At 61.4% G+C, this 13791-nt stretch carries 19 protein-coding genes; 9 read left to right on the top strand and 10 right to left on the bottom strand.

Annotated elements, in window-relative coordinates:
• The first annotated feature begins 141 nt into the window (after window positions 1-141).
• A complete protein-coding gene (locus tag ABVK50_RS11580; RefSeq protein ID WP_353641426.1) occupies window positions 142-399 on the top strand; it encodes a YjhX family toxin in 258 nt (85 codons plus the stop codon).
• Window positions 400-444: 45 nt separating this feature from the next.
• On the opposite strand, the gene ABVK50_RS11575 is transcribed toward ABVK50_RS11580, so the two are convergent.
• Window positions 445-876 carry a CBS domain-containing protein gene (locus ABVK50_RS11575; RefSeq protein WP_353641427.1) on the bottom strand — a complete coding sequence of 144 codons (432 nt, stop codon included), beginning with the start codon at window positions 874-876 and terminating at the stop codon, window positions 445-447.
• A 114-nt stretch (window positions 877-990) separates the two neighbouring features.
• Entirely contained in the window at window positions 991-1719 is a 729-nt protein-coding gene (locus ABVK50_RS11570) for a rhomboid family intramembrane serine protease (RefSeq protein ID WP_353641428.1), read from the bottom strand.
• A gap of 357 nt (window positions 1720-2076) precedes the next feature.
• Between ABVK50_RS11570 and ABVK50_RS11565 the strand changes: the two genes are divergently transcribed.
• The 3 genes from ABVK50_RS11565 to ABVK50_RS11555 all read left to right on the top strand — a co-directional run bounded on the left by ABVK50_RS11565 (window position 2077) and on the right by ABVK50_RS11555 (window position 4406).
• Window positions 2077-2715: a PAS domain-containing protein gene (locus ABVK50_RS11565; protein WP_353641429.1), complete on the top strand. Its 639-nt coding sequence runs from the start codon at window positions 2077-2079 to the stop codon at window positions 2713-2715.
• Between the two features lie 117 nt (window positions 2716-2832).
• Entirely contained in the window at window positions 2833-3453 is a 621-nt protein-coding gene (locus ABVK50_RS11560; RefSeq protein WP_353641430.1) for a PilZ domain-containing protein, read from the top strand.
• Between the two features lie 347 nt (window positions 3454-3800).
• Window positions 3801-4406 (top strand): transglutaminase-like cysteine peptidase, encoded by a 606-nt coding sequence (locus ABVK50_RS11555; protein ID WP_353641431.1) that lies wholly within the window; start codon window positions 3801-3803, stop codon window positions 4404-4406.
• A 95-nt stretch (window positions 4407-4501) separates the two neighbouring features.
• Here the strand turns inward: ABVK50_RS11555 and ABVK50_RS11550 are convergent, their stop codons facing one another.
• Window positions 4502-5029 (bottom strand): gamma carbonic anhydrase family protein, encoded by a 528-nt coding sequence (locus tag ABVK50_RS11550; RefSeq protein WP_353641432.1) that lies wholly within the window; start codon window positions 5027-5029, stop codon window positions 4502-4504.
• Window positions 5030-5163: 134 nt separating this feature from the next.
• Between ABVK50_RS11550 and ABVK50_RS11545 the strand changes: the two genes are divergently transcribed.
• Window positions 5164-5886 (top strand): hypothetical protein, encoded by a 723-nt coding sequence (locus tag ABVK50_RS11545; protein ID WP_353641433.1) that lies wholly within the window; start codon window positions 5164-5166, stop codon window positions 5884-5886.
• Window positions 5887-5898: 12 nt separating this feature from the next.
• Here ABVK50_RS11545 and ABVK50_RS11540 read toward each other — a convergent pair whose 3' ends face one another.
• Together ABVK50_RS11540 and cysE are read right to left on the bottom strand one after the other, a co-directional pair.
• Window positions 5899-6102, bottom strand: coding sequence for a DUF3126 family protein (locus tag ABVK50_RS11540; protein ID WP_008838023.1), 204 nt, complete (start codon window positions 6100-6102; stop codon window positions 5899-5901).
• Between the two features lie 154 nt (window positions 6103-6256).
• Window positions 6257-7102, bottom strand: coding sequence for a serine O-acetyltransferase (gene cysE / locus ABVK50_RS11535; RefSeq protein ID WP_353641434.1), 846 nt, complete (start codon window positions 7100-7102; stop codon window positions 6257-6259).
• 338 nt (window positions 7103-7440) lie between these two features.
• Between cysE and ABVK50_RS11530 the strand changes: the two genes are divergently transcribed.
• Window positions 7441-7812 carry a hypothetical protein gene (locus ABVK50_RS11530; RefSeq protein WP_353641435.1) on the top strand — a complete coding sequence of 124 codons (372 nt, stop codon included), beginning with the start codon at window positions 7441-7443 and terminating at the stop codon, window positions 7810-7812.
• A gap of 153 nt (window positions 7813-7965) precedes the next feature.
• Here ABVK50_RS11530 and ABVK50_RS11525 read toward each other — a convergent pair whose 3' ends face one another.
• The 3 genes from ABVK50_RS11525 to ABVK50_RS11515 all read right to left on the bottom strand — a co-directional run bounded on the left by ABVK50_RS11525 (window position 7966) and on the right by ABVK50_RS11515 (window position 9940).
• Window positions 7966-8733, bottom strand: a complete 768-nt coding sequence (locus tag ABVK50_RS11525) for an alpha/beta hydrolase (RefSeq protein WP_353645957.1) — start codon at window positions 8731-8733, stop codon at window positions 7966-7968.
• Window positions 8734-8839: 106 nt separating this feature from the next.
• Window positions 8840-9343, bottom strand: coding sequence for a DUF192 domain-containing protein (locus ABVK50_RS11520; protein ID WP_353641436.1), 504 nt, complete (start codon window positions 9341-9343; stop codon window positions 8840-8842).
• A gap of 21 nt (window positions 9344-9364) precedes the next feature.
• The gene (locus ABVK50_RS11515) at window positions 9365-9940 is read right to left on the bottom strand and encodes a cold-shock protein (protein ID WP_353641437.1); all 576 of its coding nucleotides are present in this window, start codon (window positions 9938-9940) and stop codon (window positions 9365-9367) included.
• A 246-nt stretch (window positions 9941-10186) separates the two neighbouring features.
• Between ABVK50_RS11515 and ABVK50_RS11510 the strand changes: the two genes are divergently transcribed.
• The 3 genes from ABVK50_RS11510 to ABVK50_RS11500 all read left to right on the top strand — a co-directional run bounded on the left by ABVK50_RS11510 (window position 10187) and on the right by ABVK50_RS11500 (window position 12796).
• Window positions 10187-10627 carry a VOC family protein gene (locus ABVK50_RS11510; RefSeq protein WP_353641438.1) on the top strand — a complete coding sequence of 147 codons (441 nt, stop codon included), beginning with the start codon at window positions 10187-10189 and terminating at the stop codon, window positions 10625-10627.
• 81 nt (window positions 10628-10708) lie between these two features.
• Window positions 10709-12241, top strand: a complete 1533-nt coding sequence (locus ABVK50_RS11505) for an acyl-CoA carboxylase subunit beta (RefSeq protein ID WP_353641439.1) — start codon at window positions 10709-10711, stop codon at window positions 12239-12241.
• Window positions 12242-12361: 120 nt separating this feature from the next.
• Window positions 12362-12796: a hypothetical protein gene (locus ABVK50_RS11500; protein ID WP_353641440.1), complete on the top strand. Its 435-nt coding sequence runs from the start codon at window positions 12362-12364 to the stop codon at window positions 12794-12796.
• Between the two features lie 90 nt (window positions 12797-12886).
• Here ABVK50_RS11500 and ABVK50_RS11495 read toward each other — a convergent pair whose 3' ends face one another.
• Both ABVK50_RS11495 and ABVK50_RS11490 read right to left on the bottom strand, forming a co-directional pair.
• Window positions 12887-13063 (bottom strand): hypothetical protein, encoded by a 177-nt coding sequence (locus ABVK50_RS11495; RefSeq protein WP_353641441.1) that lies wholly within the window; start codon window positions 13061-13063, stop codon window positions 12887-12889.
• Between the two features lie 218 nt (window positions 13064-13281).
• Complete coding sequence (locus ABVK50_RS11490) at window positions 13282-13530, bottom strand: ParB N-terminal domain-containing protein (protein WP_353641442.1); 249 nt, start codon at window positions 13528-13530, stop codon at window positions 13282-13284.
• Between the last annotated feature and the right edge of the window lie 261 nt (window positions 13531-13791).

Raw genomic sequence — 13791 nt, 5'->3', positions numbered from 1 at the left:
TGGATGTCTACCTTCGCTGAGTCCCGTTGAAGCCCTGAGCTTCCAGAAGCCAGGGCATGAAAACCGAAACCGCCGTGCCGCTTATGCGGCTGCGGCTTTTTGTGTTGGCCTTTTCGGCCAGGTTTTCCGGACTTCCACATCATGGACATATCGCGCAGCGAACAGCGCATTCTTCACCTGCTTGCGCAGGGCGGACGCATCGAAATCGAAAAAGACGACAGGAAACGCATCGAGGCGATCCAGTGCCTGACCCGAGACGGCTGGCAATATCCTGGAGTCGATCTCGACATGTTCAGGAAACTGAAACGGAAGAAGGCCATCGCCTCTTCCGAGGGCGGACCGTATCGCATCACGCGACGCGGCCTGCAGCTCGTCCGCGCCGAACTCGACAACAGGTAAAAGCCAGCGCCGGCGGCTCTTGGCCGAGAGCCGCCGGCGCTTCGCTCAGGCGGTGGCGATATAGGCTCGTATCTCTGCCGCCTCGCGCTCGACATCCTCGATGCGGCGCTTGACCACGTCGCCGATGGAAACGATGCCGTCCAGCATTCCGTCCTTCTCGACCGGCAGATGGCGGAAGCGGCCCTTGGTCATGATCTCCATGACCTCGTTGACCGTATGGTGCTCATTGCAGATCTTCACTTTAGGAGTCATGACCATCCGCACCGGCTGGTCGAGCGCGGCGGCGCCCTCCTTGGCCAGGCAGCGGACGACATCGCGCTCGGAAAGGATGCCGACGATCTTGCGGTCGCCATTGGTGATTACCAGCGCGCCGATCCGGTGTTCGGCGAGAATTCGGATGGCTTCCGCCAATTTCTCGTTGGGGCCAAACGTGAATACATCATGGCCCTTCTGTTCGAGAATAGCCTTCACTGTCACGGCGCGTCCTCCTTGGCGTTGGCGGCGCATGGGCGCTGTGTCGTCGCAGTGCCTTAGCTCCGCCCGTACATCGTGCCTCTCCGCCTTTTCCTTTTCAAGTGAGAAGCGTTGGCGTCATACGGGCTGGCTTTTCCGGTCGAACAGGCGGGTGCCGAAAAAACCCGCCAGGAAACCGCCGACATGCGCCTCCCATGCGATGCGGTCTTCGACGCCCGGCGCAAAGCCGACAAGGCCGATGGCCAGGTTGATTGCCATCCAGACGGCGAGGAATGTCAGCACGCCGCGCATCCGCAGCACGAGCGATACGGGCAGCAGCTCGCCGGCAAAGGCCGCTTTGCCCGACGCGCGGTCTATGCGGAAGCCGAACCGCGCGGCGGCCCCCATCATGCCCGATATGGCGCCGGATGCTCCCACAAGCGGCGATGTGTCGAGCGGATGAAGCAGATAGTGCAACCCCGCCGCCGCAAGTCCGGTGACGGCCCAGAACGCGGCGAAGCGGGCCGCACCAAGCCGGTTTGCCAGCGGCGAACCGAACGCCGCGAGCCATATCATATTGATGGCGAGGTGCGCGAAGTCGCCATGCAGGAAGGCATAGGTGAAGGGGCTGGAGAACGCATAGATGTCGATATCGAACTGGCCGGAATAGCGGACAGGGATGAAGGCTGTCCGTATCAACAGCTCCAGGTCCTGTTCGAAATCCAGTGCGTATACCCGCACCAGATGGACGATCGCGCAGATCGCAATAGCCGCAAGCACTATGCCGGGGAGATTGAACGCCGGCTCGCGGCGCTCAGGCGCACCATTCTGTTCGTCTTCGCTGGGCTCGGGCGGCGATTGGCTCATGCTGCGTTTCCGGGGGATTTAAAACGCTCACTTAGGACAGGAGAGGCCGAATCACAAAAAGAAAAGCCGCCCAGGGTTGCCCCTGGACGGCTGGTCGAGCCCCCTGCTCTCCCCAATGCTTTTGACCGAAGTGCTGCCGGTCGTCGTGAAACGACCGCTTCTGGAGTGTTTTCAGCGTGCCACGGCCCGGCCGGACCGGCAATCTAAACCATTGGTTAACCTTAACGGCCCCGACCGGTTAACAACCGATAACCGTACTGGCACGCAACCTGCTCCACCCCGCATGTAGACCATCGAACAACGCCCTTCTGTTCGCCGATGGGACACCGGACAGCAGATCGCGCGGAGCGGAGAAGCATGAAACAGAACGGATCGATCAACCTGTTCCAATACTGGAACCGATTGCGCAACGGACGCCCGGCGCCGAAGCGAACCGAGATCGAACCGGCCGACATCAAGTCGCTGCTGGCCGACACCTTCATTCTGGAAAAGGATACGCGCGGCGAAGCGGTCTTCCGGCTGGCCGGCACCCGTTTGTGCGCAATCTATGGCCGCGAACTGAAAGGTTTTTCGTTTCCGTCGCTGTGGCGGGCGTCGGACCAGCGGCTCATCGCAAAGCTGGCGCAAGGCGTGTTCCAGGCCAAATCCGTCGTTGTGATGGCTTTCGAGGGGCATAGCCGCAACGGACGCTCGACCGCATTCGAACTGCTGCTTCTGCCGCTCGACGGCGGTGTGGAAAGCCCACGTTCGCTCGGCGTCATTTCGGCGGCCGGCAGGCCGTTCTGGCTGGGCGCGGATCCGGTCGTCGACGCAGTGCTCGAATCGGTGCGGGTGGTCGATCCCGACCTCGAGCCGATGTATCTCAAGAACCGGCCGGCAGTCACCGTACCGTCGCTCGAGCCGAGCTACAGCGCGCTGTCTGATGCGGAACCCTCGCTCGGTTCGGCGCGGCGCATCCGGCACCTCCTGGTGCTCCCTGGCGGGCGTGAGGAGTAGCGGAATTTCGCCTCCACGCGGGGTTCGGCTTACCCGTTATTAACCTGTTTTGTTGTATTTTGCGGCCATATTTCCTGATAAGCGCGAATGAAAATTCGAGCGGGATTTGAGGCAGTGATGAGGTTAGCGGCCGTCGACTACCCGCCATCCAGGGCGGAGAGGCGCAATTTTCAGCGCGTCCGCGTCAAAATCTATGGCCGTTACATGCTTGAGGACCGCACCGAACACCCGTGCCAGGTTCTGGACATGTCGCCCGGCAATGTATCCCTTCGCTGCGAACGTCCGGGCAGGCCCGGCGAGAAGATCATTGCCTACATCGATCATATCGGTCGCGTCGAAGGGGTTTTGACGCGGACGCTGCAGGACGGCTTCGCCATGACGGTGATTGCGTCCGACCGCAAGAAGGACAAGCTCGCCGCGCAGTTGACCTGGCTCGCCAACAAGCACGAGCTCGACCTGCCCGAGGACCGCCGCCACGAGCGTGTGGCGCCGCGCAATCCGCTGAGTTCATTGCACCTGACGGACGGCCGCCAATATCCGTGCCGGATCATCGACCTGTCGCTGTCCGGCGCCGCGATCGAGATTGAGGTGAAGCCGGCCCTCGGCATTCAGGTCATCCTCGGCACGATGCGTGGCCAGGTGGTGCGGCACTTCGACGATGGCATCGCGATCGAATTTGCAGTCATCCAGAGACCCGAGACGCTGGATTCCGAATTCAACGCGCCTCGCGGCGCCTGACCGCCGACGCAAATGGCAAAGTAGCAAGCCGGCCTTCGTGGCCGGCTTTTTGTGTTTTCGGGACCGGGTTCAGCCTAACCAAATGAGAGACCAGAGCATGCCCCGCGGTGCGATCCTCGCAACCGGGAGCGGCTACTTGGAGCAGTCGGAGGCTGTTCGTCGCAAGCGCTCCGGCTCGAATGCTTCAAATTTTAATCAAAATCGCTTCAAATTTTGTTCTAATTTAAATTCAATTTTATTGCACTTTTCTCTAAATTACATTTTGTTTTTACTCAACATCTACTTCGCGCTTTTGCGTCAAATAAATCGGCCCGTGGCACTGTCTCCTCAAACGGGGACATACCACCATGACAAGAACGACGGGGACATCGTTGCTGCTGGCGGCGATTGCAGGGCTCGCCGCTATGGTCGGGGCGGCCAATGCGGCGCAGCCTTTCATGCCTACGGGCGGTCGCACCACGCAGCCGGTCGGCCACTACGAATTCTGCCAGCGCCAACCGGATGAATGCCGGTTGAAGTCATCGGGCGGAGCGCCGGTGGAACTGACGCGCGGACTCTGGGCCGCGATGGTCGAAATCAACAATGCCGTCAACACCATGGTCACGCCGCGCACCGACATGGAGATGTGGGGCCGCGAAGAAGTCTGGTCCTATCCCGACGGCATTGGCGATTGCGAGGACTATGCGTTGGAAAAGCGCCGCCAGTTAATGGCGCTCGGCGTGCCCGCCGGCGACCTTCTCCTGACCGTCGTGCGCCAGCCGAGCGGCGCCGGCCATGCCGTACTCACCATGCGCACCAGCCGCGGGGAGTTCGTGCTCGACAATCTCGAGCCGCGCGTGCTGGTGTGGACCGATACCGAATACACCTTCCTGAAGCGCCAGTCGGAGCGGAACTCCGGCGTCTGGGTCCAGATCAATGACGGCCGCGCCGACGCGGTCGCCAGCGTGCGCTAAGGTAGGTCAGCGAAAACCCGGTCGAGTCCCCACCCTCCCCGTCCCCACGACCGGGTTTAGGAGCCGGCCCAGTCCCCGGGCCGGCTCCACCTTTTTTAGAGCTTCGAGAGGCCCGCCTTGAACCGCCGGCCATTGCCGACATAGTGTTCGGCCGAGACGCGCAACCGTCCGGCTGCCTCCTGGTCGAGCGCCCTGACCGCCTTGGCCGGCGAACCGACAATCAGCGAATTGTCCGGGAATTCCTTGCCCTCGGTAACCAACGCTCCGGCTCCGACCAAGCAATTTTTACCGATGCGCGCGCCGTTCAGCACGATCGCGCCCATGCCTATGAGGCTGTTGTCGCCGATCGTGCAGCCATGCAGGATCGCGCGGTGGCCGATTGTGCAGCCCTCGCCGATCGCCAGCGGAAAGCCCGGATCGGTGTGCATGACTGCGTGCTCCTGCACATTCGACCGGGCGCCGATGACAATTGCTTCATTGTCGCCGCGAATGACTGCCCCGAACCAGATGCCGACATCGCGGCCCAGCTGGACATTGCCGATCAAGGTCGCGTCCGGTGCGATCCAGTTACTGCTCTCGTCCTCGAATTGCGGACCAGCCCCGTCGATTGCATAAAGCGGCATCGTCTCTCCTTGGCGATATCGTTGAAATTTAGATGGAGTACCGCATCTGGCGCAAGGCAATCGGCAGCCTTTTACCGCTCGTTTACCATGAAAGCCGCATGGTCTGCCTGCATGGAATCTGCGGAACATTCTTGATGAACCAGCCCGTAGCAGCCGAAATCAGAACGGTCGATTCGTCACTGATGTTCAAGGTCTTCTGCGCTTTTGCGCTGCTCGCTTTGCTGTCGACCGCGATCAGCTTCGGCGGCAAATGGTTTGGCCGCTCGATCGCAATGGCCGGCCATAGCGACGACAAGACGCTGCACGAGATCGTCATCGGCAATGATGTCATCGCCGTTCCGGCGAACGCCATCCGCTTCGAACGGTCGCGGCGCGATGGCATCGCCTCGCGGCTCGATCTCTATTTGCGCTGGCCCGAAATGAGCGGCTACAGCACTGTCGCTCGCGATGACTTCAACCATGCCGGCGGGTCGAGGCGCATCATCTTCCTGTCGTTCGAGGAACGCATGATGTCGCGCGACATGAGCGGCCGTTTCGCGCCCATATACAGTTCGCTGATCGTGAAGCCGGGCGCGCCCGGCCCGAACGGCGTGATGCTCTACGGCTTTACCGAAAAATCCGGCTATTTGAACGAAGTGCTAGCGGTTGCGGAGCGCCCGGGCGATCACCCGTTCGTGGCGCGTTGCCTCAGCGGGCCGAGTGCGGAAGAATCACTCGCGCCCTGCGAGCGCGATGTCCAGGTCGGCGAGAATCTCAGCCTTTCCTACCGCTTTCCGAAGGAACTGCTGGCCGACTGGCGGGCGCTGGACGCCGCCGTGCTGGCCGAAACATCCCGCATACTGAAAACCGGGCGCTGAGCCGCCCGGAACTCAGGCGAGATCGATGTCGAGAATCGCCATCGAAAAATTGTAGTCGCCGTCTTCCTCGTCCTTGAAGACGATGCCGAGAAATTCCTCGCCGACATAGACTTCGGCCGAGTCTTCCTTGCGCGGGCGCGCCTTCACCTGCATTTGCGGATTCTGGAATGTCCGTTTGAAGAAGGCGTCGAGTTTTCTGATTTCATCCGGCTTCAAGGCTGTTTCTCCCGGTGGCGGGTGCGTTCGATTTGGAACGCGCTTCTGGCACGTCAGGGATGGCGATGTAAAGGCGAGCGCCGAACATCGCCCGCTACAGGCGTCCAACTAGCGCTGAAGACCAGGGAGTCCAGCTACGGCGCGGCGTCAGCCGTCAGATGTCGAAGCTGACGGTGCTGTCCATGGCTTGCGAAGGCAAGAACTGATCCATCTGGCGGGAGGGATGGTCGCAACCGGTTTCGCCGACGACACGGGCTGGCACACCCGCAACCGTCTTGTTGTGCGGAACCGCCGCCAGCACGACCGAACCAGCCGCTATCTTGGAGCAGTGGCCGACCTCGATATTGCCGAGGATCTTGGCGCCGGCGCCGATCAGCACGCCATAGCGGATTTTCGGATGACGGTCGCCGCCGGCCTTGCCGGTACCGCCAAGCGTGACGCCGTGAAGGATCGAAACGTCGTCCTCGATGACCGCCGTTTCGCCAACCACCAGCCCCGTCGCGTGGTCGATGAACACGCCCATACCCATCTTCGAAGCAGGGTGGATGTCGGTTTGGAAAACCGAAGAGGAGCGGCTTTGCAAGTAGAGCGCGAAATCCTTGCGCCCCTGATTCCAGAGCCAGTGCGCAAGGCGGTGCGTCTGAATCGCGTGGAACCCCTTGAAATGAAGCACCGGCATGAAGAACCGGTCGCAGGCGGGATCGCGGTCGTAATAGGCCTGGATATCGACGCGGACGGTGGTCGACCAATCCGGGTTGTCACGCGTCATCGTCTTGAAGGTCTGCCGGATCAGATCGGCGCCGACGTCCCGGTGATCGAGGCGCTCGGCGAGGCGGTGGATGACCGCATCTTCGAGGCTCTCCTGGTTGAGGATCGTCGAATAGAGGAACGCCGACAGTAGCGGATCGCGCGATATCGCCTCGGCGGCTTCCTCGCGAATGGAACTCCAGATCGGATCGACCGGCTTGAGGCTCGGGCGCGCTGCATTGATGTTCGTCATCGACGGTCTCCGTTGCCGGTCGTCTCATTCGGGTCAGGCGGACATATACTCCAGAGCCTGCCACGAATGAACTCAATTTTCCTTAGTGCTTGTTCAAATGGTTTTGGTTCAGCCGGAATCAAGCGATCGTGGAAAACAATCCCTTGATCGGCAGGCTACAGGTAGCGGCGTGTCGATCAGGACCTGGCTCGCAGCACCGCCGGAGGATATCGTTGATCTTGTTGAGGTTTTTTGCGATAATGGGCATTCGAACGCCCGTCCGAGGAGTTCGACAAACGACGCACAAAGTCCTCGCGGGCGTTGAGCTACGCTCAAAGTAGCCTGAGAGGAGTATCGTCATGGCAACACTCAACAGAACGGGATGGGGGTTGGTCGAGCATCGGCGTTGGGAGGACATCGTCACGATGATCCTCGGCGCCGCGATCCTCGTATCGCCGATGTTCGGCGAAACGACCGGCAACACCACAATGGTCGCGGCCACCGCCATCGTGGGCGCCGCGATCGTAATTCTGGGCGGTCTGGAGCAGATATTCCTGCGGCGATGGGAAGAATTCCTGCTGCTGCTTGGCGGCGTCTGGATGATCTCGTCGCCGTTCGTGCTGGAATATGCCGGAACATTGCGCAACTGGCACATCGCGCTCGGCGCGGCTGTGGCCGCTCTCGCGATCCTCGAACTGTGGCAGGACCGCAACCGCAGCCTCGAATCTTAGCTGAGACTGTAAGCCTCGTGCGCCGGCGGAACGCACCCGACCGGCGCACGATGCTGAGATAAGTACGTGAGTACCGGAAGCGCAGAAAGCCGCCATTTTGGTCGCTTCGCGCACTCTTCGATCCGGCTCGTCCTGACCTGAATATCAAAAACCCTAAAGCGGGTTGGCTGCGAGGAACTCCAGCACCCGCTTCTTGAAGGTGCGGTCGCCGACCGAGAGCATGTGGTCGCGGCCCTCTATGTCGAAGCTTTGGGCGTTCGGCATCAGGCCGGCAAGTTCCGAAGCCGAGCCGCCAATATCGTCGGTGGTTCCGACGGCGATCAGGGTCGGAACGGCGATACGGCTGACCTCTTCCTCGGACAGCAGGGTTCGCGAGGTCGAGATACAGGCAGCGAGCGCGCGCCGGTCGCTCTTGGTCTGATCGGCGAAGGCGCGGAATGTCTGTCCGCGCCGGTTCTCTATCTTCGACGGATCGGACGCCAGAAGCGCATCGGCGATGGGGTCCCAGTCGCCTACGCCTTCAACCATGCCTATTCCCAACCCGCCGAAGACCAGCGTCGCAACCATTGCGGGTTCGGCGAGCGCCAGGAAGGCGGCGATGCGCGCGCCCATCGAGTAGCCCATCACATGGGCGCGGGGGATGCCGAGATGGCCAAGCAGCGCCGCCGCGTCTCCGGCCATCTTCTGAGGCGTATAATCGGCAGGCTCATAGCTTTTCGAGGAAGCGCCATGGCCGCGATTGTCGAACGCAATCGCACGATACCCGGCATCGCCCAGCGTCTTCATCCAGCCCGGCGAAACCCAGTTTACCTGCGCGCTAGAGGCGAAGCCGTGGATCAGCAAGACGGGATCGCCACCGCCGCTCTCGGGCAAGCGATCGATGAAGGCAAGTTCGAAACCGTCATGGGAGAAGGACTGCATGGCGCCTGCGATCCCTTTCAGAATTGAGACCATTAGAGCGCCGCCCGTCCTCTTGGACGCGCAAAGAACGCTCGAACACGTTGAACCCTACGCATCTTATGATGCGCTAGTTGGCGCCGGCGGCCTGGCTGATGGCCGGATGGCGGATCAGGTCGCCATTCTCGATCCCTGCCTCGGCTGCGGCTCCGGCGTTGAGTTCGAGCACGAACTGCACCGGCTCGCCTGGCGCGATCGGAGCCTCCGAAAACGGCTCGCCCCTCTCGATCGCACGCACTTTGCCGTCCTCACCGATAAACACCAGATCGAGCGGCAGCGGCGTGTTCTTCATCCAGAATCCGACCGGTTGGCTCTGCTCGAACACGAACAGCATGCCATGGTCATCGTCCATATCCTGCCGGAACATCAGGCCGCGGGAGCGTTCGCCCGGATCGTCCGCGATTTCGATGGTAAAGGAGCGCTCGCCTTCGTCGGTTTCGGCGACCAGCGGTTCCGGATGGACCGGCAATTCCATCGCCTGCTCTTGCGCGGCGACGAGCGGCTGCAGCGAAAGGCAAATGACAAGCGCGGCGGCAAGACTGCGCTTCCATGACGCAATGCGGGAAGACACCATCGAAAAGAATCCTGTCCAGTCTCAATGCGAGACCGGCAAGGTCCCGATATCGGGGTGAATTTCGGCAGCCATAAGGCCCTTTTCGCCGCGCCCGAAGCGAACGAGCACGACCTGTCCCGGACGGAGCTCGGTCAGGCCGTAGCGGCGCAGCGTCTCCATGTGGACGAAGATGTCCTCGGTGCCCTCGCCGCGCGTGAGAAAGCCGAATCCCTTGGTGCGGTTGAACCATTTGACCAGCGCCCGCTCCAGGCCGCTCTCGGCGGTGACCGCAACATGGGTGCGCTGCTCCTGCATCTCGGCGGGATGCACGGCGGTCGAGCTGTCCATGGAGATGACGCGGAACGCCTGCATGCCGCGCTCGCCGCGCTTAACGAGACAGACGACGCGCGCGCCTTCGAGAGCGGTGTGGAAGCCGTCGCGCCGGAGGCAGGTCACGTGAAGGAGAATGTCGCCGGAGACGCCGTCATCGGGCAGGATGAAGCCGTAGCCCTTGGCCACGTCAAACCACTTGATCGCCCCGGAAATCTCGACCAGACCAGCCGCGTCGCCGCCGTCGTCACGGTCCAAGGCGCCATCCGCTTCCAAGTCTCGCCCCATGAAAGAGGCCCTCTCCCCCATCCGAACGCACCCTTTCCAGAAACGCAGCCACTGATTCTGCTACCGAGAATAGCATTGCGACTTCCCAACTGCGCAAGACCTGACGTGCCTTTTTTCACCTGTTTCACCCGGAGAATGGCGCTCGCGGCCCGCGGTTTGGTTGCGGCGGGTCATTTCCGGGTTGCCGCATCCCGGTGCGCCGCCCTATGTTCCGGCGCAAATCAGGGCTGCAGCCGGAGCAAACACATGCGCTATCTCCACACAATGGTCCGCGTCTCCGACGTGGATGCATCACTCGACTTCTACTGCAACAAGCTCGGCCTGGTCGAAGTGCGTCGCTTCGAAAACAAGCAGGGCCGCTTCACGCTGATCTTCCTGGCCGCTCCCGAAGACGAGCATGCCGGCATCACAGTAAAGGCTCCGCTGATCGAACTGACCTACAATTGGGATCCCGAGGAGTACAAGGGCGGACGCAATTTCGGCCACCTCGCCTACGAAGTCGATGATATCTACGCCGCCTGCCAGCGCCTGATGGATATGGGTGTGACGATCAACCGCCCGCCGCGCGACGGCAACATGGCCTTCATCAAATCGCCCGACGGCATTTCGATCGAGCTCCTGCAAAAAGGGCCGGCGCTGGAAAAGGCCGAGCCATGGGCTTCGATGGGCAATACCGGAACCTGGTAAGCCTCGCCAAGTACTCTCAAGCTTGCGCTTGGAAACCCACGTGGTAACAGGCTGGAAAGCCTGAAGCCGCGGGGGTCTTCCATGAAAGACGTACTGGTTGAACTCGAACGCCGGCGCGAGATCGCGCGGGCCGGCGGCGGCCAGGCCCGCATCGACGCCCAGCACAAACGCGGCAAGCTGACGGCTCGTGAGCGCATCGACATATTTTTGGACGAGGGCTCGTTCGAGGAATTCGACATGTTCGTCGAGCACCGTTCGACCGATTTCGGCATGGAACGGCAGAAGATCGCCGGCGATGGCGTGGTCACCGGCTGGGGCACCGTCAACGGCCGGCCGGTCTTCCTGTTCGCCAAGGATTTCACCGTATTCGGCGGCTCGCTTTCGGAGGCCCATGCCGAGAAGGTGATGAAGGTCCAGGATATGGCGCTGCGCAACCGCGCGCCGATCATCGGGCTCTACGACGCCGGCGGCGCACGCATCCAGGAGGGCGTCGCCGCGCTCGGCGGCTATGCCGAGATCTTTCAACGCAACGTTCTGGCCTCCGGGGTCATCCCGCAGATCTCCGTCATCATGGGCCCCTGCGCCGGCGGTGACGTCTATTCGCCGGCCATGACCGATTTCATCTTCATGGTCCGCGACACCTCCTACATGTTCGTGACCGGTCCCGACGTGGTGAAGACGGTGACCAATGAAACGGTGACCGCCGAAAGCCTCGGCGGCGCATCGATCCACACGACAAAGTCCTCCATCGCCGACGGCGCCTACGACAACGATGTCGAGACGCTTTTGCAGATGCGGCGGCTGATAGACTTCCTGCCGGCCTCCAACACCGCCGAAATCCCGGAGATCGAATGCCACCAGTCGGTGACCGATCACGACCTGTCTCTGGACCGGCTGGTCCCCGATAACGCCAACAAGCCTTACGACATCAAGGAACTGATCCTGAAGACCGCGGACGAAGGCGATTTCTTCGAGATTCAGCCGAGCTTCGCCAAGAACATCGTCACCGGCTTCGGCCGCATGGAAGGCCGCACGGTCGGCTTCGTCGCGAACCAGCCCATGGTGCTGGCCGGTGTGCTCGACTCGGACGCCAGCCGCAAGGCTGCGCGCTTCGTCCGCTTCTGCGACTGCTTCAACATCCCGATCGTCACCTTCGTCGATGTGCCTGGCTTCCTGCCAGGCACCGCTCAGGAATATGGCGGTCTGATCAAGCATGGGGCAAAGCTGCTGTTTGCCTATGCCGAAGCGACGGTTCCAAAAATCACGGTGATCACGCGCAAGGCTTATGGCGGCGCCTATGACGTCATGGCTTCAAAACACCTGCGCGGCGACATGAACTATGCCTGGCCGACGGCGCAGATCGCGGTGATGGGCGCCAAGGGTGCGGTCGAGATCATCTACCGCAAGGACATCGCCGACCCGGAAAAGATCGCCGCCCACACGAAAGCCTATGAGGACCGCTTCCTGTCACCCTTCGTCGCGGCCGAACGCGGCTATGTCGACGAGGTGATCATGCCGCACTCTACCCGGCGCCGGGTGGCGCGGGCGTTGCGCATGCTCAGGAACAAGGATCTGGAGAACCCCTGGAAAAAGCACGACAACATTCCGCTGTGAAGCGGCCACGATTCGTGAAGCTTTACAAATTCGTAGAACGTGACTGGACTCGAAGCCGGAGTGGAGTCAAGCTGTAGATGGCGCAGGAGGGGGCCGCGATCCTTGAACAAGGAGGCCGTCATGAAGCACCAGACTTTAGAAAACCTCAAAGCCGTCGCCGAGATCCACCCGGACCTCGCTCGCCCCGTGTTGACGAGGAGGGAACGCCTCGAACGCTGGGCCGGACTTCTCGAACAGAGGCCCGAGCGGCGGCTTGCAACACTCCACGGCACGGAATACCAAGCCGGCGGGGCCCGCGCGACGATGCGCGGTTCCGGCTCGCCGCTGTCGGTGGCGTTTGACGATCCAGTCCTTCGCGCCGAAGGCCTGGAAGACGACAGCTATGGCGAGGCCAAGCGGTTCTTTGAACTGTCGGATTGGCAGTTGCACGGAATCGTCTGCTATTGCCATTTCGGGGAAACCGTAACTGCGGCTACCGCTGCCCGGCACGTCCGGGCCGCCATAAGACCGCGGACGGGGATATTCGCAAGGCTGCGCGACCTGATCGTCGGCTAGCGCGGCCGCGGGGACTTTTTTTACAGACGGCCCGCCGCAGGGGCGGGTCGCAGATCTTGTTGTCGATCTTCTGGCGGCCTCCGCCGACGCTCAAGAGCGGCGTATGATCTCGTTGTATTCGTCGAGATCGACATAGAATATCTTCGTGATCTCCGACACGAGCTGCTCTTCGTCATAGCCCCGCGATTTCAGTATGTTGATCGCGGTCAGAATATCCACACGCTCGGTCAGCCGCCGTTTGGCGCAGTCGTCAATGGCATGCAACATCGGTTTCCCCTCGCCCGAATGTCAAACTCAACGAACAAACTCGCCCACAAGATGATTGTCGTTGCTTGCGCCGGCCTTGCCATGCCGGCTGAAATAACTCCGCAGAAGCTTTGATTTACGCCCTGGAACCCACCGGACTCACCTTAGGTCCAGACAGGATAGCACGCAATACGCGTAATATGCGCAACCGGAGGGTCGGCTGAAAGACGTGCGGCGCTCTAATGCCTCCTGGCCTGAACCAGGTAACCGTCGATAAAAGTTTCGCCCAGCCATTTGCTCGCCTCGAGCCGGTGCAATCCTTCGACCAGAATGTGGCGCTTGCCGTCGAAGCGCACCTGTATCGGCGTCTTCTGGCCGTGCTCCAGGATATCCTCGGCCAAGAGCCGCACCGTTTCGGGATGAAGCGTCTTCCTTCGCGCCGTCGGCACGTAGATTTCGTCGATCTTGAATTTCTGGACTCTCAGCATGACCGATCCGCTAGCACCCGTATTCGCTTGTCATATGATGGGTGGCCACCGCCTGGATGTCCATGGGCGGGTGCGCTGGATAATGCGTCGGTTCTGAATTTCGGCTCACAACTTGATCGAGCCGTATGCCCCATCCGGACCCGGACTCCGTCAAATTGGATCCGGCCGCCTCGCACGCGCCAGAACCCGTCATTACCGCCGCTTCTCTATAGCTGATGGGGTGGACGCCCCCGACGGCATCGCTGTGCCAGAATGGAGTGT

The sequence above is a fragment of the Mesorhizobium sp. WSM2240 genome (assembly GCF_040438645.1).
GTDB lineage: Bacteria > Pseudomonadota > Alphaproteobacteria > Rhizobiales > Rhizobiaceae > Allomesorhizobium.
The sequence above is the reverse complement of the archived record's forward strand: the minus strand, read 5'-3'. Positions and strand labels throughout refer to the sequence as shown.

Excerpts from the sequence above, each read along its gene's own strand:
- ABVK50_RS11520 (WP_353641436.1), bottom strand. The coding sequence starts at position 9,343 with ATGGTGTCTTCCCGCATTGCGTCATGGAAGCGCAGTCTTGCCGCCGCG.
- ABVK50_RS11560 (WP_353641430.1), top strand. The coding sequence starts at position 2,833 with ATGAGGTTAGCGGCCGTCGACTACCCGCCATCCAGGGCGGAGAGGCGC.
- ABVK50_RS11570 (WP_353641428.1), bottom strand. The coding sequence starts at position 1,719 with ATGAGCCAATCGCCGCCCGAGCCCAGCGAAGACGAACAGAATGGTGCG.
- ABVK50_RS11555 (WP_353641431.1), top strand. The coding sequence starts at position 3,801 with ATGACAAGAACGACGGGGACATCGTTGCTGCTGGCGGCGATTGCAGGG.
- ABVK50_RS11565 (WP_353641429.1), top strand. The coding sequence starts at position 2,077 with ATGAAACAGAACGGATCGATCAACCTGTTCCAATACTGGAACCGATTG.
- ABVK50_RS11495 (WP_353641441.1), bottom strand. The coding sequence starts at position 13,063 with ATGTTGCATGCCATTGACGACTGCGCCAAACGGCGGCTGACCGAGCGT.
- ABVK50_RS11490 (WP_353641442.1), bottom strand. The coding sequence starts at position 13,530 with ATGCTGAGAGTCCAGAAATTCAAGATCGACGAAATCTACGTGCCGACG.
- ABVK50_RS11525 (WP_353645957.1), bottom strand. The coding sequence starts at position 8,733 with ATGCAGTCCTTCTCCCATGACGGTTTCGAACTTGCCTTCATCGATCGC.
- ABVK50_RS11515 (WP_353641437.1), bottom strand. The coding sequence starts at position 9,940 with ATGGGGCGAGACTTGGAAGCGGATGGCGCCTTGGACCGTGACGACGGC.
- ABVK50_RS11545 (WP_353641433.1), top strand. The coding sequence starts at position 5,164 with ATGAACCAGCCCGTAGCAGCCGAAATCAGAACGGTCGATTCGTCACTG.
- ABVK50_RS11510 (WP_353641438.1), top strand. The coding sequence starts at position 10,187 with ATGCGCTATCTCCACACAATGGTCCGCGTCTCCGACGTGGATGCATCA.
- ABVK50_RS11550 (WP_353641432.1), bottom strand. The coding sequence starts at position 5,029 with ATGCCGCTTTATGCAATCGACGGGGCTGGTCCGCAATTCGAGGACGAG.
- ABVK50_RS11580 (WP_353641426.1), top strand. The coding sequence starts at position 142 with ATGGACATATCGCGCAGCGAACAGCGCATTCTTCACCTGCTTGCGCAG.
- cysE (WP_353641434.1), bottom strand. The coding sequence starts at position 7,102 with ATGACGAACATCAATGCAGCGCGCCCGAGCCTCAAGCCGGTCGATCCG.
- ABVK50_RS11500 (WP_353641440.1), top strand. The coding sequence starts at position 12,362 with ATGAAGCACCAGACTTTAGAAAACCTCAAAGCCGTCGCCGAGATCCAC.
- ABVK50_RS11530 (WP_353641435.1), top strand. The coding sequence starts at position 7,441 with ATGGCAACACTCAACAGAACGGGATGGGGGTTGGTCGAGCATCGGCGT.
- ABVK50_RS11505 (WP_353641439.1), top strand. The coding sequence starts at position 10,709 with ATGAAAGACGTACTGGTTGAACTCGAACGCCGGCGCGAGATCGCGCGG.